Source organism: Agrobacterium vitis, from assembly GCF_037039395.1.
Classification (GTDB): Bacteria; Pseudomonadota; Alphaproteobacteria; order Rhizobiales; family Rhizobiaceae; genus Allorhizobium; species Allorhizobium vitis_E.
On sequence record NZ_CP146244.1, the window covers coordinates 464951 to 484832 of the forward strand.

Consider the following 19882-nt stretch of genomic DNA (forward strand, 5'->3'; position numbering starts at 1 on the left):
AATCACGCCATTCTCCAGGGTATAGAGGCATCAAAAGGGCCAGTTCCCGGAGTTTCGCATGCACGTAAGGCGTTTAATCATTTGATCATCGGTTCGATGCGATCGTGGTGATTTCACTCATTATCATTGTGACCCTCACCATCTTCTTGCTAGAAGTTTCCTGGCGATGTCATCGCCCGCCGCTTGCGAACGCGATAATTTTTAATCTCAATTCATCCGGGTGAACCTCTAAATATGTCCCCCAGAAAACAAATCATTCTCAATGCCTTCAATATGAATTGCGTGGGGCATATCAATCACGGGCTATGGGCGCATCCCCGCGACCGTTCGCATGATTATAAATCTCTGCGCTACTGGACCGATCTGGCCCGCACTCTGGAGCGCGGCCTGTTCGATGGGCTGTTTCTCGCCGATATTGTCGGGGTCTACGATATTTACCAGAACTCGGTCGATCTGACATTGCGGGAATCGATCCAGCTACCGGTCAACGATCCGATGTTGCTGGTGTCGGGCATGGCGGCCGTGACCGACAATCTTGGCTTCGGCATTACCGTGAACACCAGTGTCGAGGCGCCCTATACCTTTGCCAGGAAAATCTCGACGCTCGATCATCTCACCTCAGGCCGGATCGGCTGGAACATCGTCACCGGTTATCTCGACAGCGCCGCCAAGGCATTGGGCAAGAGTGGCATGACAGAGCATGATACCCGCTACGACCAGGCCGATGACTATATGGACCTGCTCTATAAGCTTTGGGAGGGGAGTTGGGAGGAGGGGGCCGTACGCCTCGACAAGCAGGCGCGGATCTACGCCGATCCTGCCAGGGTTCACAAGGTTCAGCACCATGGCCCCTATTACCAGTCCGAGGGCTACCATTTGTCTGAGCCCTCTATCCAGCGCACGCCGGTACTCTATCAGGCTGGCACATCGGGTCGGGGCCGAAAATTTGCCGCGCGTCACGCCGAATGCGTGTTTATCGGCGCAACGGACAAGGCGGCAGCGCGTAAAACCTCCCAGGCTCTGCGGGAAGAGGTAGTTGCCGCAGGTCGCCACCCTGACGACATCAAGATCTTTCTCGGTGTTACTGTCGTGACCGACAAAAGCCGGGAAGCCGCCGCCGACAAGCTGGCGGACTACCGCCGCTATGCCAGCCCGGAAGCGGGCCTGGCGCATTTTTCGGCCGGAAGCGGCATCGATCTCTCCCGCTACGATCTTGATGACCCTATCCAGTACGGCCCCACCAACGCTATCCAGTCCGTCACGCAGCTTGCCAAACAGAAGAACTGGACCAAGCGGCAATTGTTGAACGAGCTTTCCATTGGCGGGCGCTATCCGCTGATTACCGGCGCGCCCGGTGAGGTGGCAGAGGAACTGATGTCCTGGATGGATGAGGGCGATATCGATGGTTTCAATCTCACCCGCACCGTGACGCCGGAAAGCTACGAGGATTTTATCGAGTTTGTGGTGCCGGAATTGCAAAGCAGGGGCGCTTACAAGACAGGCTATGGCGACGGTTCCTTGCGACACCGGCTGTTTGGTGAAGGTAACCGGCTTCCCGCCCGCCATGTCGGCAGCCACTATCGCCACTCGGAAAGGTAGCGCCATGACATCGCGGTGAAAACTTTTACGGCGGGCAATGTTTCCTGACTGAAGGCCTTGCACCTGAAAGACTTCTTCAACACTCATTACGAGACCGCCGCGTCGACACCGCGTTTTTCTCAATGGTCCTGCCTGACAGAAAAACATACCTTCATTTAGTGCATAAAAAACATAGATTAACTTCAATAACCGTCAATGTCTGCGATGCTGCCTCGGCATGTTTGCAGCAGAGGACGGCGCCGATGACCAGGACAATTCACTTCAACGCCTTCGATATGAACTGCGTCGGACACCAATCGCCGGGATTGTGGGCGCATCCGGATGACCGATCCTATACCTACAAGGATCTGGATTACTGGCAAAATCTGGCCCGCACCCTGGAGCGCGGAATTTTTGATGGTATCTTCATTGCCGACGTGATCGGCTATTACGATGTCTATAAAGGCTCCAATTTCCATGCCATCCAGCAGGCGGCGCAAATTCCGGTCAACGATCCGTTGCAACTGGCGGCTCCCATTGCATTAGCCACCGAGCATCTGGGCATTGGTATCACCGCGTCAACCTCGTTTGAGCACCCCTATACGTTTGCCCGCAGGCTTGCCACGGCGGACCACCATACGAAAGGTCGGGTGGGGTGGAACATTGTCACGTCCTATCTCGAAAGCGGTGCCAAGAATGTAGGCCAATCCGGGCTTAAACGCCATGATAACCGCTATGAAATCGCCAATGAATATCTGGAGGTGATCTACAAGCTGCTGGAAGGCAGCTGGGAAGAGGGTGCTATAGTCCGTGATCCAAAGGGGCGGGTTTTCACCGATCCGGCCAAGGTTCATGAAATCGGCCACAAGGGCAAACATTTCGATGTTCCCGGTTATGGTTTGACCGAGCCTTCGCCACAGCGCACCCCGGTGCTGTATCAGGCAGGGGCTTCTGGTCCGGGCAAGAAATTTGCGGCTGAACACGCCGAATGCGTGTTTGTGGCTGCGCCCACCAAATCGGTGCTGAAAGCCTATGTTGCGGAGATTCGCCAGCAGGCGGCTGCCGCAGGGCGCGACCCCAAAGCCTTAAAAATCTATACGCTGATCACCATCGTCACCGATGAGACTGAAGTAAAAGCCAAGGCCAAGTTCGAAGATTACCGTCAATATGTCTCTTACGATGGCTCGCTGGTGTTCATGTCCGGCTGGAGCGGCATTGATTTTGGCCAATATGCGCCAACCGATGTGATCCAGAAGGTGGAGACCAACGCCATCCATTCGTTTGTGGAGCATATCGCCGGCGGCGACAAATCCTGGACCATTGAAGAGCTGGCAAAATTCGGCGGCATTGGTGGGCTGGGTCCAGTGTTTGTCGGCGCACCTGATCAGGTGGCCGATATTTTGCAAGAATGGGTGGCGGACACCGATGTCGATGGCTTCAACATTGCCTATGCCGTCACGCCCGGTAGCTTTGAGGATGTGGTCAATTACATTGTGCCGGAACTGCAAAAGCGCGGGGCCTATCCCACCGCCTACAAGCCCGGAACCCTACGCGAAAAGCTGTTCGGCCAAGGCCCATACTTGCCGCAAAATCATCCCGCCGATCAATACCGCGATATTGAGGCGTTCAAGGGCGCAAAGACCGCTCCGCTGGCCAACGCCAGCTAATTCCCTTTCCAATTTCAAGCAACGAGGCACGATTATGGGTACCGTTACTGACACCAAGATCGATTACACCGTTCACCCGCGCGTCAATTCCAACGATCCGGTCGCACCCCGTCCGCGCCCGACCACGCCTGCGCATATTGTTCAATCCGATGCCGAGGCCATTGAGATAGCACAACGTCTTGCCGCGCGTTTCAAGCAGGGTGCCGCGTTGCGTGATCGGGAAGGACTGCTTCCGATTACCGAGCTGGATGAATATTCTCAAAGCGGGTTATGGAGCATCAATGTGCCAAAGGCCTATGGCGGGCCGGAGGTTTCCTATGCCACGCTTGCCAAGGTGATCTCCACGATTGCTGCTGCCGATCCGGCCATTGCGCAAATCACCCAGAACCATTTGGCCATTGTCGCAACCGTTGATCTGGATGGCACGGAAGAACAGAAAAAGCTGTTCTTTGGCTGGACCTTGCAGGGCCTGCGTTACGGCAATGCGTTTTCTGAATTGAAGAGCAAGACGGTCGCCGATTTCGAGACCAAAGTGGTCCATGACGGTGATGATGTTGTCGTCAACGGCGAGAAATTCTACACCACCGGTGCGCTTCTCTCCCATGTCGTGCCGATTGTCAGTGTGGATGAAACCGGCCAGGGCTATCTGGTGTTTGCAGATCGGGAAACGCCGGGCCTGACGGTGACCAACAATTGGTCCAGCTTTGGTCAACGCACCACGGCCTCTGGCTCTGTGAAGCTTGAGAATGTGAGGGTGCCGAAGGTTCGTGCCCTGAAAGTCACATCGTTTGATCATCCCACGGTGGGTGGTCCGGTGTCGCAAATCATCCAGTCCGCCATTGATGCAGGCATCGCCCGTGGGGCAATTGATGACACCATCACCTTCGTCAAAACCCTCAGCCGTCCGTGGATTGACAGCGGCAAGCAAAAGGCCAGCGAAGACCTGTTCACCATCGCCGCCATTGGTGATCTGAAAATCCGCCTGCATGCGGCGGAAGCTCTGCTGGAGATTGCTGGTCGCAGCATTGATGCCGCACGGGCCAATACGACGCTGGACACGGTGTCCGAGGCCACCATCAAGACAGGCGAATCCAAGGTGCTGACCACCGAGATTGCCATTCTCGCCACCAACAAGCTGTTTGAACTGGCTGGTACCCGCTCGACGTTGGCGGAACATGGTCTTGATCGCCACTGGCGTAATGCGCGGGTGCATACATTGCATGATCCAGTACGCTGGAAATTCTTCCACGTTGGCAATTACTACCTGAACGGCGAGCATCCGCCGCGCCATGCATGGAATTGAGTGGGGAACTGACGCAGAGCAATGAGCACCACAGATCGTACACTCCACCGTCAGGCAGCCCTCACGGCTGGCCGTCCAGCGCCCCATATTCCGCCGCGCCGGATCAAGGCGCATGTGATCAAGGATGATGCTGAGGCAATTGCTGTTGCCAAGGAATTGGCCCGTGACTTTGCCGTGGGCGCAGCAGAGCGTGATCGGCAGCGGCGTTTGCCGGTGGCCGAGATTGAGCGTTTCTCCCAAAGTGGGCTTTGGGCCATTTCAGTGCCCAAGGCTTATGGCGGCGCTGGCGTCTCGGCAGTGACGCTGGCGGAGGTAACGGCGATCATCTCAGCAGCCGACTCTTCCATTGGGCAGATTCCGCAAAACCATTTTTATATGGTCGAAGCGCTGCGGTTGTCTGGTTCTGATGAGCAGAAAGCCCATTATTTCCAACGGGTTCTGGATGGAGATCGTCTGGGCAATGCCTTTACCGAAATCGGCACCAAAACCCCGGTGGATTACAAGACCCACTTCACTGATCGCGACGGCAAGCTGCTGCTGAATGGGCAGAAATTCTATGCCACCGGATCGCTGTTTGCCCATATCATTGTGGCCGTTGCCAAGGGGCCGAACGGTCGCGTGCATCTGGTGTTTATCGATCGCGCCACACCCGGCCTTGATCTGGTGGATGACTGGACCTCCTTTGGCCAGCGCTCCACCGGCAGCGGCACGGTGACCTTTGACGATGTCGAGATCACCCCGTTTCAGGTGGTGGATCATGATGAGAATTTCGATAAGCCAACGCCGATGGGGCCGTTTGCTCAGATCATCCATTCGGCGGTGCAAGTAGGCATTGCGCGGGGCGCTTTGGCAGAAACCATTTCCTATGTCCGCGCTCATGCAAGGCCGTTTTTTGAGCTGACCATTGAGCATGGCTATGAAGACCCGCACACCATCCATGCCGTGGGTGATGTTTCAATCCGCGTGCATGCCGCCGATGCGCTTCTGGCGCGGGCGGGACGCATTCTGGATATTGCCACCGCCAATCCAACCGCGCAAACCGTGGCGGAAGCCTCGATTGCCGTGGCCGAAGTGAAGGCATTGGGCACCGAGGTGGCACAACTGGCTTCCACCAAGCTGATCGAGCTTGGCGGTGCGCGCTCCACTTTGGAAGCTTATGGGCTGGATCGCTATTGGCGCAATGCCCGCACCCATTCGCTGCACGATCCCGTGCGCTGGAAATATCACCATATCGGCAATTTCTACCTGAATGATCAGCTACCCCCACGCCACGGAGCCATCTGACGTTCAATTTTTCTATCCGCCGGGTGCACACCTCTGCGCCCGGCCTTTTCTTGACCATAGGAAACCATCGCATGACATACCTGCCCGATCCCAAGCGCTATGATAACGCCCATTTTCGCCGCACAGGCCGAAGTGGCCTGAAACTGCCTGCACTTTCCTTTGGCCTCTGGCATAATTTTGGCGATACCACGCCAGTTGAAACCCAGCGCTCCATCCTGTTCAAGGCGTTTGATCTGGGCATTACCCATTTCGATCTTGCCAACAATTACGGCCCTCCAGCGGGCAGCGCCGAAATCAACTTTGGCCGCATCCTGCGCGAAGATTTTGCAGGTCTGCGCGATGAGTTGATTATTTCCACCAAAGCAGGTTGGGATATGTGGCCCGGTCCTTATGGTCGCGGCGGCGGCTCGAAAAAGGCGCTGCTTTCCAGCCTTGATCAGAGCCTGACGCGGCTGGGTGTGGACTATGTCGATATTTTCTATTCCCACCGCTATGATGCCGAAACACCGTTGGAAGAAACCGCCGATGCGCTGGCGCAGGCCGTGCGGCAAGGCAAGGCGCTCTATGTTGGCATCTCATCCTATTCCGGCACCAAGACCCGCGAGATTGCATCCCTGTTGAAGGAGCGGCAGGTGCCGCTGCTGATCAATCAGCCCGCCTATAACCTGTTCAACCGCTGGATTGAAAAAGACCTGATTGATGCCGCCGATGAGGTTGGTGCTGGCATCATTGCCTTTACGCCACTGGCCCAAGGCCTGCTGACCAATAAATACCTCAACGGCATTCCAGAAGATGCCCGCGTCAACCGTCCCGGCGGCGATTTCCTGCGGCCTGAGCATTTGAAGGAAGAAAACATTGTTCGCGCCCGCGCCTTGAATGAGATTGCCGCACGCCGTGGCCAGTCTCTGGCCCAGTTGGCGATTGCATGGGTCTTGCGCGATCCGCGCGTGACCTCTGCGCTGATTGGTGCCAGCTCTGCCAAGCAAATTCAGGAAAATGCCGATGCTTTGAACAATCTCTCCTTCACAGCCGAAGAGCTGGCCGAGATTGACCGCTACGCCGTAGAAGGTGGTATCAACCTTTGGGAAAAGCCTTCTCACGATCAAGTGGTGTAAGGGGAGATCGGACCAATCGTCATACTCAACGTCACCCTCGGGCCTGTCCCGAGGGTCTGCTCCCTCCGATTATGTCACTGATCTTGATTGCTAAATTGAATGTGGCAGATGCTCGGCACAGGGCCGAGCATGACGTCGAGGATGGATTAGGGCGTCATCAATCCGCACATTTTGTCAGCCGCCATATTCAATAATCTCCAGCCCAGCATTGTAATCGGTGGCGTAGATCAAGCCATTGGCATCCACAAACACATCTGCGGATTGAATGACCTTGGGGCGGCCGGGTCTGCGGTCCGTCATCGTGGTTGGGGCGGCAGGCACCAGCGCGCCGGTTTCAACCGGATGATAGGGATCAGAAATATCAAAAGCGCGAATGCCCGCATTTTGCCAGGTGGCGAAAATCAGCGTCTCGGACACAAATGAGCCGGGACGGTTTTCATGCAGATTATGGGGGCCGAAATGGCCGCCTTTCTGGGTGTAATCGATCTCGTCAGGAATCGGAAAGGTGGAAATGCTGATCGGATTTTCCGGCACGCGAATATCAAACACCCATGTGTGCTTGCGGCCATCTTCCTCATTGTCCAACACCGCCTCATCGGCCACGACAAGCAGATCACGCCCCGGCAGCGGCAAAGGCGAATGGGTGCCGCCGCCATAGGGTGGGGACCAATTGTGGTGCTTGATCAGTTTTGGCGCGGCATGGTCCTTGATGTCGAGAAGTGTCAGCCCACCATCGCGCCAGCACGCATAGGCCGTGTCGCCATGCACCAGTGCGTGGTGCAGCGCATAGCGCTTGCCATCGGCCCATGTGCGGCTTTCGCCGGCTGCCGTGTTCATACCCGGCAACCACCAGCGGCCAACCAGCTCCGGCTTGGTGGGGTCGGCCATATCGATGGTCACGAAAATATAATCGGAAAAGCCATCGAGCAGGGCCGATGCGTAGGCGTAACGCCCGCCAACATACCAGAGCCGATGAAAGCCAACGCCTTCCACATCCAATTGCCCGATCTTGCGCGGGTTGGCTGGCGTGGAAATATCATAGACTGTCATGCCAGCCGTCCACGCCCGTTCGCGCTTGCTGGCAGCTACGGTTTCGCCGACCGATTGGGTGTAATAGGCCTTTTCATCGGTAAAACTTTCTACATCGGCAAAGAGATCAAGCGCATTGATCACCAACAGCAGATCACCATGGGTTTGCAGATGGATGTTCCATGTGTTGGCGGGGGCCTGCACATAGTTGACGGTTTTCGGATGTTTCGGATCCCGCACATCGATAATGGAGAAGCCCTGCGACCACGGATGCGCCACATAGGCATGGCCGTGATGCACCATCAATTGCAGCCCATCGCCACGTCCGCCAATATCACTATGGCCGATCAGTTTCATATTGCGGGCAAAGTCTGGCTTTGGCAGGTCTGTGGTGGTCATCGGGCTTCTCTCACTTTCATTCGGCTTGCGGCACTTATTTGACGGTTGATGGAATCCACGCAGCCGTGGCGGCATCGCTCTTCAAGAAGGCCGGGAATTTCTGCTGCAATTCCTCAATAGAGCCGATCTTGTTGTTGACCAGATCATCACGAGTGATCAGCGTGGGCTTAAGCAACACGGAATGGCCGGGATTTTGTCCGGCAACGGCAAGCGAAACGGCCCGCACAGAAACCTCGCCAACCACGGCGGCATTGGTGGCAGCGGTTGCCACCCAAGCGCTATCTGGCTCAACCATCAACTGAATATCGGCAGTGGAAATATCGACGCCATAGATTTTGACCTTGCTGGACAGGCCAAGCTCATCAATCGCCAATTTCGCGCCCTTGGCGAATTCATCCCATGGGGTGAAAATCACCGAAATATCGGGGTTGGCGCGCAATACAGCCTTAGTCTGGTCGGCCACTGTGGCCGGAACCGTGTCATTGACCACGCCCCAGACGGCCTTTTCCTTTAGGTTATGTTTTGCAACATAGTCTTTCCACACGGCATAGCGGCGATCCAGCGGGGCAAAGCCTGCGACATAGATAGCACCACCGACAAAGCCATCGCCCTTATCCTTGACGGCCTGATCCAGCACCAGCTTGGCCATATCGGCATCGCTCTGCTCGATTTGCGGAATATTGGGGTTGTCGAGGTTCACATCATAGGCCACCACCTTAATGCCTGCATCCAGCGCCTTTTGCGCAACGTCCTGCAACACTTCCGGGCGGCCATTGTTGATGATGATGCCATCGACCTTCAGGTTGATAGCTTGCTCGATCAGGGCGCGTTCCGCGTCATTGTCATTACGGGCTTGCGATACGGTGAGGTTAATGCCCAGCGCATCAGCCTGCCGCTTCACGCCTGCTTCAAAGGCTTGCAGCCAATCACCGCCGCCAAGATAGCTGACAACGGCGATGTTGACGGTTTTCTTGTCAAATGGTGCAGGTGCGCCTGCAAGGCCAGCGGCAGAGGCCTGGGTGGCAAAAATCGATCCGGCCAGAAGAACTGCGCCAAAGGTGCGAAGAGTCTTGATCATTTGGGTTCCATTCAGATGAGAAGGTAGATGTTTATGTCCGGGCGCGGCTGACGCCGTAGGTCAGGGCAAGGGCACCGACCAGCACGAAACCCTTGACGAAATCCTGGGTGTAATAGGGCGCGTTGAGCATGGTGAGGCCATTGAGCAAAATGCCGACAAACACAGCGCCAATGATGGTGCCCAGGACATTGGGACGCCGCAGACCGAGCACGGCAAAGCCAATGAGTGATGCAGCAACGGAATCCATCAGCAGCGACGCGCCGGAAGAGACATCTCCACGGCCAACCCGCGCCGCCACGATAATCCCGCCAAAGGCCGCAAGCGTGCCGGACAGCACATAGGCGAAGGTCTTGATCTTTGCCGTATTGGCCCCGGCCAGACGGGTTGCCACTTCATTGCCGCCGGTGGCAAACAGCAACCGACCAAGCCGGGTGCGCTCTGTCAGAACAAATAGCGTCACAGCCACAATGGCCAAAAGGATGACCGGGAAGGGGATAAGGCCAAAAAGGCTGGAGCGACCGATGGTGAGAAACAGCGGATCATATTTGCCAGTTGCTGTCGTTCCATTGGGCAGAATGAGGCCAACCGAAATGGAGCGCCCTGCGGTCGGGATCAATTGCAGACCCGAGAGCAGAAACATCATGGCCAGCGTGGCCAGAAGATCCGGCACCTTGAGCTTGACGATCAAAAAGGCATTGGCAAAGCCGATCAACGCGCCAAAAGCCAGCACCAGCGGCACGGTTTGATAGGCGTTCAAGCCCAGCACGATCATCGCATAGCTGGATGCCATCACGCTGGAGGCTGCCACCGCGCCCACCGAGAGATCAAAACCGCCAATTGCCAGCGTCACCGTAACGCCTGCCCCAATGATCGCCACCACAGCAACCGCTTGCAGAATGCTCATCAGGTTGTTGATATTGATAAAGGCAGGCTGGGCGAGGCTGAAAACAACAATAAGACCTGCCAGCAGAATGAAGACAGCATCGCGCCGGATGGTCTCCCGCACAAGGCTTGCCGCGCTTTGGCGGTCATGCGTTTGCGCAAGCGCGTCTTTGGGAATGTCATTCACCGTCGTCATCAGGCGATTTCCTTGTGATGGGCTGAGGTCGCCGTGGGCGTCAGTTCAATCAGCGTATGTTGATCAATCAGCAGAATGCGGTCGGCCACTTCCTGTGCTTCCTCAAAATCCGAGGTGGCAATCAGCGTTGCGCGATCCGCGTGGCTGCGAATGGTGGTGATAATGTCTTGTCGTGCTCCGACATCGACGCCCTGAAATGGCTCATCCAGCAACAGCAGGCGGCTTTGCTCCACTTCCCAGCGGGCAATAACTGTCTTTTGCTGATTGCCACCGGACAAAGACCAGACGGAAGCGTCTGGACTCGATGCCTTGATGCCGAGCCGTGAAATGGCAGCCTTTGCCTTCACCCTCTCTGCATCCGAAAGCAGAAAACCCGAGGGATACCAGCGCTTGAGATGGGGCAGGCTGATGGTGGCTGCGACGCTCTCTCCCGGCCAATCGGCAGGCATCAAGGCTGAGCGGTGACGATCTTCCGCCACAAGCGCCACTCCCGTAGCAATGGCCTCCGCCGGACTTTTGGGGGCATAGGGCTTGCCATCCACAACGGCTTCACCTGCCACAAATTGGCCCGCTCCAAACAATGCTGATAGCAGCCTGCTTTTGCCCGCGCCCAGCACGCCTGTTATGGCCACCACTTCACCCTCGCGCACCGTAAGATCAAAGGGTTTGCTGCTGTTCAGCAGTCGAATGCCACGCAAATCCAGCACGGTTTTGCCAAATTCTGTGCGTCGATCCGGGCGCGCGGTGTTCAATGCGCGGCCAATCATGGTCTCCAGCGCTGCATCGAAATCAATCGGACGACGGAGCGCCCCGACATTGCGCCCGCCTCGCAGAATTACCACGCGATCGGCAAGAGCAGCCAGATCGGCGGTGCGATGCGAGATATAGAGAATGGCGATGCCACGGGCTTTCAAACCCAGCAGGATGGCATAGAGGCGTTCCGCTTCCTGCGTTGAGAGGCTGGCGGTTGGCTCATCCAAAATCAACAATTCTGCCTTGTTGGCAAGCGCACGGGCAATGGCCACCATTTGCCGATCAGCCGCCCCAAGATCAGCAAAATCCCGATCCAGAGGCAGATCGAAACCCGCCTGTTGCAAAATTTTGGCTGCCTCACGCCGCACGCTTTTGCTTGAGAGAAAAAACGGCTGACGGCCGTCGACATAGTGATTGAGCAGCAGTGCATCGGCCACGCTCAGGCCGGGAATGCCCACCACATCCGTGGACTGATGAACCGTCACCACACCGAATTTGGCGGCCTCTGCCGGGCTTTGTGGTGCAAAAGGCTGACCTTTCAGCAGAATGGAGCCGGAATCAGCCGATTGCACGCCGGAAAGGATTTTCACCAGAGTGGATTTCCCGGCCCCGTTTGCGCCCATCAGGGCAACGATTTCGCCCGGCTCAATGACCAGCGATGCATCAATCAATGCCCTGGTTGAGCCGAAGGAACGGGAGACGGCATTGACATCAAGAAGGGGCATGTTGGGTTCACCGATTGTGTTGATCAGGTGATAAACCCTTGGCGACCACCAGCAAGAATGGCGGTTTCAAACATCATTTAATATATAGAATAAATTTGCATAACAGATGGACTGAACGATGCCTGTTGTGGTGTGTCGATCACTATACTGTCGCATAGCGCGATCAGAACTGGCATTTATCAACGATTGCTGGAGTGCCGTCATCGCAGTCTCCCCGGATAAAATAACCGGAGAACGCGGTGCAAAGGGCAAAGAAATCTATTCTTGGCCGAAAATTCACATATCAAAAATCTATAAATCTTGTAGATTTTATTGATAATAATCCCTGTGCGGCCCGATTGGTGGCCTTTGTTCAACATGGGGAACCCGATGACATCGATCCTGCGCCTTCTGGCACTCACCGCTCTTTCACCTGTGATTTTCACGCAATCGGCTGGCGCGGCTGGCATTGCCGGCGCACCGGCGCCGTTTGATCAGGGCGGCGTTAAGCTTGCCCTGATCAGCTATATCTCGGCTGGCGACTTCTTCCAGGCCTATCAGGCAGGTGCGCAGGCGCAGGCCAAGGCGCTGGGTGTTGATCTGCGGATTTTTCCTGGTCGCCAGGATGCTGCCGAGCAGCGCGAGCAGATTTTGCAGGCCATTAATCTCGGTGTGAAGGGCATTGTCATTGACCACGGCCTGCCGGAATCGCTTGGTGATGTGGTGCAGCAGGCGCTCGACAAGGGCGTCAAGGTCGTGGCTTTCGATGTGAACCTGAACAATCCGAAAATCCCGCAGGTCGAACAATCCGATCACAAACTGGCGGAACTGACACTGGATCAGGCCATCAAGGACAATGGCAAGAGTTTCAACGCTGGATATGCCTATGTGGCGGGCTTTGCGCCGTTGGATCGTCGCAACGAGATCTGGGACAAGGTCAAAGCAGCCAATAGTGGTATCGTAGAAAAAGCCCGTTTCGGCACGGTGAGTGATACCACAGCCACCTCCACCGCCGATCAGGCCAAAGCGGTTTTTCGTGCCAACCCGGATATTTCCGTGGTGTTTGCGCCCTATGACGAATTCGCCCGTGGCGTCAAACTCGCTGCCGCCGATCTGGGCATCAGCGCCAAGCTGAAAATCTATTCGGCGGATATTTCCACCGCGGATATTCAGGAAATTGTTGAGGATGGCAGCCCGTGGGTTGCAACCGCTGCCACCAATCCGGCAGTGGTGGGTGCCGTTTCCATCCGCGCTGCCGCCTTGCAGATTGCGGGCGAAACGGTGCCGCATCAGATTATCGTTGATCCGGTTCTGGTGACGCAAAAGCAATTGCGGGATGCCAATGTGAAGACCATCGAAGACCTGGCAAAGAAAATTCCGAGTTTCTCGACAAGCTCGGCAGCGACGGCAAGCTGGATTCCGTCTGCGGCATTTTGAGCGATTTCCTCCCAAGCAGGCTCTGCGCAGACAAAAACGGAAGCACCTCGTGGTGCTTCCGTTTTTCAATGTTTGATTAGGCCGCTTTGCTCTTCTGCGTTACTGAAGATGCAGCATCGAGACCACGTTGGATATCGGCAAGAATGTCATCGATATGCTCGATACCAATCGAAAGGCGCACATAGCCCGGCGAAACGCCACTTGCGGCCTGTTCTTCGGCTGTGAGCTGAGAATGGGTTGTGGAAGCCGGGTGAATGGCCAGACTGCGGGCATCACCAATATTGGCAACGTGATACAGCAGTTCGAGACCGTCGATGAACTGGCGGCCAGCGTCCAGCCCGTCTTTCAGCTCAAAGCCGACAAGACCACCATAACCACCCTTCAGATATGTATCGGCCCGCTCACGCCACACGCCGCTCTGCTGGGATGGGTAGATCACCTTGGCAATTTCCGGACGCTTGGCCAGATACTCCGCAACGGCTGCGGCGTTTTTAACGTGGCGCTCAATGCGGAGCGGCAGGGTTTCAATGCCTTGCAAAATCTGGAAGGCGTTGAAGGGTGAGAGTGCAGCCCCAAGGTCACGCAGCAGGGTGACGCGCGCCTTGATGATATAGGCAATCGGTCCAAGCGGCTTGGTGGCTTCCGTCCAGATGGCGCCGTGATAGCTTGGATCAGGTGTGTTCAGCGCAGGCTGGCGCTCTTTGTGGGCTTCCCAATCGAAATTGCCACCATCAATAATCAAACCGCCGATAGATGTGCCGTGGCCGCCGAGATATTTGGTGGAGGAATAGACAACCACTGCTGCGCCATGATCGAAGGGACGTGCCAGCAAGGGGGCTGCGGTATTGTCCACAATCAGTGGAATGCCAAATTCCCGGCCAATGCTTGCCACCTCGGCAATGGGGAAGACCGTCAGTTTTGGATTGGGCAGCGTCTCGGCATAATAGGCACGGGTGCGCTCATCTGTGGCGCGGCGGAAATTTTCCGGGTCGGTCGGATCAACAAAACGAACCTCAATGCCCTGATCTTTCAGCGTGTTGGCAAACAGGTTCCAAGTGCCGCCATAAAGATCGGTGGAGCTGACGATATTGTCGCCAACTTTGGCAAGGTTCTGGATCGCAAAGGCAGACGCTGCCTGACCGGAGGCAAGCGCCAAAGCCGCCACGCCGCCTTCGATGGCGGCAATGCGCTGTTCGAGCACATCCACCGTGGGGTTGCCGATGCGGCTATAGATATTGCCCAGCTCCTTCAGGGCAAACAGATTGGCCGCATGTTCCGTATCCCGGAACTGAAAGGACGTGGTCTGATAGATCGGAACGGCGACAGACCCGGTTGTCGGGTCGGCGCGCCAGCCAGCGTGAAGGGCCAGCGTTTCTGGGTGCAATGGTTTGCTGCTCATCTGTAACTCCCGTCCTGTGTTGAATTTCCGCCAGTCACTGCCCTGGATTTTTGCCATGCCTTCGGCTTCTGTGACGGATGTATGATGTTTTATTTCTATCGATTAAGTAGAGAAATATTCTTCCCTTCTTTCACTGGCGCTTAGAAATTGCGCCTGACTTGAAGGACGGATGTTCAAGCACGCGGTGTCGCCGGACGAAAACCCGTCAGGATGATCGCTGCGACATTTCTCTCCTGATTGGGTCTGTTTTTCCCGCTTGGTTTATCAAGACGCAAAATTCTTTCTGGGCCAAACAGTAATTTATCTTAATCTATAGAAAAAATAGACAAATGGAGAAGGCGCATGTCGGGCGATGAATTCAATAGTGGAATGGGACGGCGTCAGCTCATCAAGCTCTCAGCGTTTGCTGGTGTAGCTGCTGCGGGGGCAAGCCTGCTTGGTGTCAATGCTGCCCATGCAGCAGATGAAGCTCTCAGCCTGAAGGGCAAGCGCATCGGTATCAGCACGGCGGGGACTGACCATTTCTTTGATCTCCAGGCCTATAATGCCCAGATCGCTGAAGTGAAGCGCTTAGGCGGCGAACCGCTTGCCGTCGATGCGGGCCGCAGCGATGGCAAGCTGGTGGCTCAACTCCAAACCTTGATCGCACAAAAGCCGGATGCCATTGTCCAATTGCTCGGCACCTTGACGGTTATCGACCCCTGGCTGAAACGGGCGCGTGACGCAGGCATTCCGGTTTTGACCATCGATGTCGGCTCCAGCCATTCGCTGAACAATTCGACCTCCGACAATTGGGGCATCGGCAAGGATCTGGCCCTGCAACTGGTCTCTGATATTGGCGGCGAAGGCAATGTTGTGGTCTTCAACGGCTTTTATGGCGTGACGCCCTGCGCCATCCGCTATGACCAGCTTGTCAACGTCATCAAATATTTCCCGAAGGTCAAGATTATCCAGCCGGAACTGCGCGACGTCATCCCCAATACCGTGCAGGATGCGTTTGCGCAGGTCACCGCCATTCTCAACAAATATCCGGAAAAAGGCTCGATCAAAGCCATCTGGTCCGCCTGGGATATTCCGCAATTGGGGGCAACCCAGGCGCTGGCGGCAGCCGGGCGCACGGAAATCAAGACCTACGGCGTCGATGGCAGCCCTGAAGTGTTGCAACTGGTGGCGGACCCTGCCTCGCCTGCCGCCGCAGATGTTGCCCAACAGCCTGCCGAACTCGGTCGTCAGGCGATTCAGAATGTGGCGCTGTTGCTGTCCGGCAAGACCTTGCCGCGCGAGAGCTACGTGCCAGCCCTGTTGGCCAACAAGCAGACTGTCAACGATGTCACCAGGAAGCTCGGGATCGGCTGATCGCCAAGACACGGCGATGGAACGCCACAACTTAAGCCAGGGCGCCAAGTGGCTTTGCGAAGGACATTTTCATGCGTGACAAACAGCCTGCGAAGGGCGATGCAATCCGCTTCCATGGCATTTCCAAATGGTTTGGCGGAGCAAGAGCGCTGACCGAGGTGTCCTTTGGCGTCCGGGCCGGGACGATCCATGGGCTGGTCGGCCAGAATGGTGCGGGAAAATCAACCCTGATCAAAATTCTCGCCGGTCTTCATCGGCAGGATGACGGAACAATTGAGATCGACGGGGTCGCAATACCGGATCTAACGCCGCCGCTGGTCGAAAAGCTGGGCATCCATTTCATTCATCAGGATCGTCTTCTGGTTCCGTCCTTCACGGTTGGTGAGGCCTTGTTTCTGGGGCGCGAACCGAAGATTGCCGGGACGCCATTTCTGGATCGGCGGGCCATGAAACGTCAGGCACAGGCGATTTTGCAGGATTATTTCGGCCTCAGCCTGCCGACCGGTGCATTGATCGGCGAGCTGACCACCGCGCAAAAGCAGATCGTGCAGATCACACGCGCGCTGTTGGCCAAGCCCAAGGTGCTGGTGTTCGATGAGCCGACGGCGGCGCTGGTGCGGCGCGAGGCGGATATGCTGTTTTCCCTGATCCGGCGGCTGCGGGATGAGGGGGTGACGATCGTTTATATCTCGCATTACCTGGCCGAAATCGAAGCGCTTTGCGACGACGTAACCGTGCTGCGCAATGGTGAGGTGGTTGCCAGCCGCGCGCTTGCCGGTCTTTCGGCAAAACAGATCGCAACCCTGATGGTGGAGCGCGACATTGCCGAGATGTTTCCAAAACCGGTCGTTGCCAAGGGTGAGCGCCTGCTGGACGTTCGCGGTTTGACCGCCGAAGGCCGGTATGAGGACGTGTCCTTTAGCCTGTACCGGGGCGAAGTGCTCGGCATTACCGGTCTTTTAGGCTCCGGTGCCAAGGAACTGTTGCAGACACTGTTTGGTCTGGAAACGGCAAATGCTGGTGAGTTTCAAACGAGCGAGACGGTGGTGTCATTTGCAAATCCACGCCAAGCCGTGTCGCGCAATCTGGCGCTTGTTCCGGAAGACCGGCGCGGCAACGGCGTGGCCTTGGACCTCACGGTGGCGGAAAATACCACGCTTGCCAGTCTCGACCGGTTTTCGAGGGTGGGTTTTCTGAAGACCGGTCTTGAGAAGAGTGCGGTGGACCGACTGATCGCGCAATTGCAGATCAAGACGGCAGGCCGCGATGCACCGGTCCGAACCCTGTCCGGTGGCAATCAACAGAAGGTGGCGATTGCAAAATGGCTGAGCCGCCAATCGGAACTCTATCTTCTGGATGAGCCGACTGTTGGCGTTGATATCGGCGCGAAAGTCGAAATTTACCAGCTGATCGGCGAACTGGTCGAAAAGGGGGCCGGCGTCATCATCCTGTCGTCCGACTTGCCGGAACTGGTCGGTATAACCGACCGGATTCTGGTGTTTTTCCGGGGTCGGATCACGGCGGAACTCACGTCCAGCCAGACGACGGCGGATGCAGTCTTTGCCGCCACAACAGGCTCGGATGCCGCAATGAGGTCGAAGGAAGGATTGCGCCATGTCGGCTGAGGTCAATTCCGTTTCGATTGGCGTGAGGTCGCCAAAAGCCACCGGAATGCGTCATCACGGCTCGTCCCAGGGAGGTGAGCTTGCCCAGCCCCGCAAAGGTGATGTATGGCGCGCGGCCTGGCTGCTGCGGACCGGGTCCATACTCGGAATCCTCGGCGTCTTCCTGTTCTTTTCGCTGACGGCGCCCTTCTTCTTCAGCCTCGGCAATCTGGGCAATGTACTGGCGCAGTCGGCCATTCTCGGGGTGCTGGCCTTTGGGCTGACGGTGGTGATTATCGCGGGCGGTTCGAATGTCGTGACGGGTGGGATCGATCTGTCGCTGGCCGCCAATATGGGCCTCAGCGCTGCGGTCTATTCCAGCCTTGTGCAGTTGGGATGGAGCGATGGCATTGCTGTTTTGGGGGCGCTGGCCACCGGACTGGTCATCGGTTTCGTCAACGCATTGGCTGTGGTCATTGTCGGTATCGTACCGCTTCTGGCAACGCTTGCGGTGATGAATGTGGTGGCCGGTCTCGAACTGGTGTTGACCCAGAACACCGTCATTCCGGCTTCAACCGACTTTCTCTCACTGCTTTCGGCCACGGGGCCATTCGGTTTGCCGGTGCTGGCCTATATCCTGCTTGGGGCAGCCTTGCTGGTCGGAGCCGTCGTTCAATATACCCCGCTTGGATTGAGGCTTTACGCGGTCGGCGAATTTCCGGAAGCCGCAAGGGCGGCGGGTCTCAGGGTCAAATCCCTGACGGCAGGCGCTTTCATCGCGGCGGGTCTGCTGGGCGGTATCGCCGGTATCCTCAATACGTCCTATCTCAGCGGCAGTTCCACCGGCGCTGGCGATATCTTGCTGCCCGTCGTGGTGACCACCCTGCTGGGCTCGGTGTTTTCACGGCGGCTGGTGCCGACCATTCCCGGTACGCTGGTTTCGGCGATCTTTGTCGGTGTGCTGATCAATGGGTTTCAACTGCTCAATCTGTCGAGCACACTGGTTGCCGGCGTCCAGGGCGCGCTGATCCTTCTGGTCGTCTCGGCCACCACTTTGCTGCGTAGGAGATAGGATCATCATGTCGACAGTTGATGCGAAGACATGGACGGCCGGGGCCTTGGCGACTGGCCGCCGTCGCGGTGTGTATCTGGCGCGTTATGCGCTGATCCTCGCCATCTTCGCGGTGATCGTGATATTTTCAACGGTGGCGCCAAGTTTCCTGACGGGCGCCAACCTGATGAGCGTATTGGTCAATAATGTCGCCTTGCTCGCCATCGTGTCGATTGCGATGACCTTTGCCGTCGCCTCGGGCGGCATCGATCTTTCGGTCGCGACAGCGGTGGATTTTGCCAGTTTCACCTTCGTCTCGCTGGTGCTGGGTGGTGTGCCCGTCGGCCTTGCCGTGCTTGCGGCAATCTTCGCCGGCGGACTGGTCGGTGCCTTGAATGGTCTGTTGATTTCGGCAATCGGCATCTCGCCGTTTCTGGCGACGCTTGGAACGTTGTTCATTGGCCGCAGCGTGCAGCAATTGCTGACCAATGGCGGCAATCCGGTCTATCTGTCCCAAGCCGCCATTCCGCCAGGCTTTTCCTTCATCGGCCATGGAAACTTGTTCGGTGTACCTGTGCCGCTGGTCGTCACGCTCCTGCTGATTGTTGTGACTGCCGTGATATTGGCAATGACCCGTTTCGGGCGGGTTCTAACGGCAATCGGGACGCAGGCCAGCGTGGCGCGCTATTCCGGCCTGTCTGTCGCCTCAATTGTTGCGAGCGCCTATATTCTGGCCGGGGTGATTGCCGCGATAGCCGGCATCCTTTTGACAGCAACGGTCAATGTCTACATTCCGTCATCCGGCAATGCCTTCCTGCTGAATGCCATTGGCGCAACCTTTATCGGCACGACGCTCCATCCGTTGCGCCGACCCAATGTGACTGGCACCGTGCTTGGCGTTCTGCTGCTTGGCCTCGTCTCGAACGGGTTGCTGCTGTCCGGTTTGAACTTCTACTGGCAGCAGGTTGCAACGGGCCTGTTGATTTTTTCGGTGCTGGCCTTGAGCTCCAAGACGGAGCGCCCTTCGTGATCGCAAACACCATGATC

Annotated in this window: 15 protein-coding genes; 10 read left to right on the top strand and 5 right to left on the bottom strand. The window is 56.7% G+C overall.

Annotated elements, in window-relative coordinates; translation table 11 throughout:
- The first annotated feature begins 234 nt into the window (after positions 1-234).
- From V6582_RS23540 to mgrA, 5 genes are all read left to right on the top strand, one after another.
- Complete coding sequence (locus tag V6582_RS23540; protein WP_156633164.1) at positions 235-1599, top strand: LLM class flavin-dependent oxidoreductase; 1365 nt, start codon at positions 235-237, stop codon at positions 1597-1599.
- A gap of 242 nt (positions 1600-1841) precedes the next feature.
- Positions 1842-3245 carry an LLM class flavin-dependent oxidoreductase gene (locus tag V6582_RS23545; protein ID WP_156633162.1) on the top strand — a complete coding sequence of 468 codons (1404 nt, stop codon included), beginning with the start codon at positions 1842-1844 and terminating at the stop codon, positions 3243-3245.
- A gap of 34 nt (positions 3246-3279) precedes the next feature.
- Positions 3280-4548, top strand: coding sequence for an SfnB family sulfur acquisition oxidoreductase (locus V6582_RS23550; RefSeq protein WP_156633161.1), 1269 nt, complete (start codon positions 3280-3282; stop codon positions 4546-4548).
- A gap of 21 nt (positions 4549-4569) precedes the next feature.
- Positions 4570-5832, top strand: a complete 1263-nt coding sequence (locus tag V6582_RS23555) for an SfnB family sulfur acquisition oxidoreductase (RefSeq protein ID WP_156633159.1) — start codon at positions 4570-4572, stop codon at positions 5830-5832.
- A gap of 71 nt (positions 5833-5903) precedes the next feature.
- The gene (gene mgrA, locus V6582_RS23560) at positions 5904-6947 is read left to right on the top strand and encodes an L-glyceraldehyde 3-phosphate reductase (RefSeq protein ID WP_156633157.1); all 1044 of its coding nucleotides are present in this window, start codon (positions 5904-5906) and stop codon (positions 6945-6947) included.
- 174 nt (positions 6948-7121) lie between these two features.
- Here mgrA and V6582_RS23565 read toward each other — a convergent pair whose 3' ends face one another.
- Genes V6582_RS23565 through V6582_RS23580 form a run of 4 tightly spaced genes read right to left on the bottom strand, consistent with a single transcriptional unit; the run spans position 7122 to position 12009 of the window.
- Positions 7122-8375 (bottom strand): LVIVD repeat-containing protein, encoded by a 1254-nt coding sequence (locus tag V6582_RS23565; RefSeq protein WP_156633155.1) that lies wholly within the window; start codon positions 8373-8375, stop codon positions 7122-7124.
- Between the two features lie 34 nt (positions 8376-8409).
- Positions 8410-9453: a substrate-binding domain-containing protein gene (locus V6582_RS23570; protein ID WP_156633153.1), complete on the bottom strand. Its 1044-nt coding sequence runs from the start codon at positions 9451-9453 to the stop codon at positions 8410-8412.
- Between the two features lie 31 nt (positions 9454-9484).
- On the bottom strand, positions 9485-10531 hold the full coding sequence (locus V6582_RS23575) for an ABC transporter permease (protein ID WP_156633151.1): 1047 nt from the start codon (positions 10529-10531) through the stop codon (positions 9485-9487).
- The gene (locus V6582_RS23580) at positions 10531-12009 is read right to left on the bottom strand and encodes a sugar ABC transporter ATP-binding protein (protein WP_156633148.1); all 1479 of its coding nucleotides are present in this window, start codon (positions 12007-12009) and stop codon (positions 10531-10533) included. Before V6582_RS23580 ends, V6582_RS23575 begins: the two co-directional genes overlap by 1 nt.
- A gap of 369 nt (positions 12010-12378) precedes the next feature.
- Between V6582_RS23580 and V6582_RS23585 the strand changes: the two genes are divergently transcribed.
- Positions 12379-13425, top strand: coding sequence for a substrate-binding domain-containing protein (locus V6582_RS23585; protein ID WP_156633146.1), 1047 nt, complete (start codon positions 12379-12381; stop codon positions 13423-13425).
- A gap of 76 nt (positions 13426-13501) precedes the next feature.
- On the opposite strand, the gene V6582_RS23590 is transcribed toward V6582_RS23585, so the two are convergent.
- Positions 13502-14824, bottom strand: coding sequence for an O-acetylhomoserine aminocarboxypropyltransferase/cysteine synthase family protein (locus tag V6582_RS23590; protein ID WP_156633144.1), 1323 nt, complete (start codon positions 14822-14824; stop codon positions 13502-13504).
- 342 nt (positions 14825-15166) lie between these two features.
- On the opposite strand from V6582_RS23590, the gene V6582_RS23595 reads away from it, so the two are divergent.
- The 4 genes from V6582_RS23595 (at position 15167) to V6582_RS23610 (ending at position 19865) form a co-directional block, all read left to right on the top strand.
- A complete protein-coding gene (locus V6582_RS23595; RefSeq protein WP_156633142.1) occupies positions 15167-16180 on the top strand; it encodes a sugar ABC transporter substrate-binding protein in 1014 nt (337 codons plus the stop codon).
- Positions 16181-16251: 71 nt separating this feature from the next.
- Complete coding sequence (locus V6582_RS23600) at positions 16252-17805, top strand: sugar ABC transporter ATP-binding protein (protein ID WP_156633141.1); 1554 nt, start codon at positions 16252-16254, stop codon at positions 17803-17805.
- Positions 17795-18856 carry an ABC transporter permease gene (locus V6582_RS23605; RefSeq protein WP_420360214.1) on the top strand — a complete coding sequence of 354 codons (1062 nt, stop codon included), beginning with the start codon at positions 17795-17797 and terminating at the stop codon, positions 18854-18856. Before V6582_RS23600 ends, V6582_RS23605 begins: the two co-directional genes overlap by 11 nt.
- A 7-nt stretch (positions 18857-18863) precedes the next feature.
- Positions 18864-19865: an ABC transporter permease gene (locus V6582_RS23610; RefSeq protein WP_234889777.1), complete on the top strand. Its 1002-nt coding sequence runs from the start codon at positions 18864-18866 to the stop codon at positions 19863-19865.
- The last annotated feature ends 17 nt before the right edge of the window (positions 19866-19882 follow it).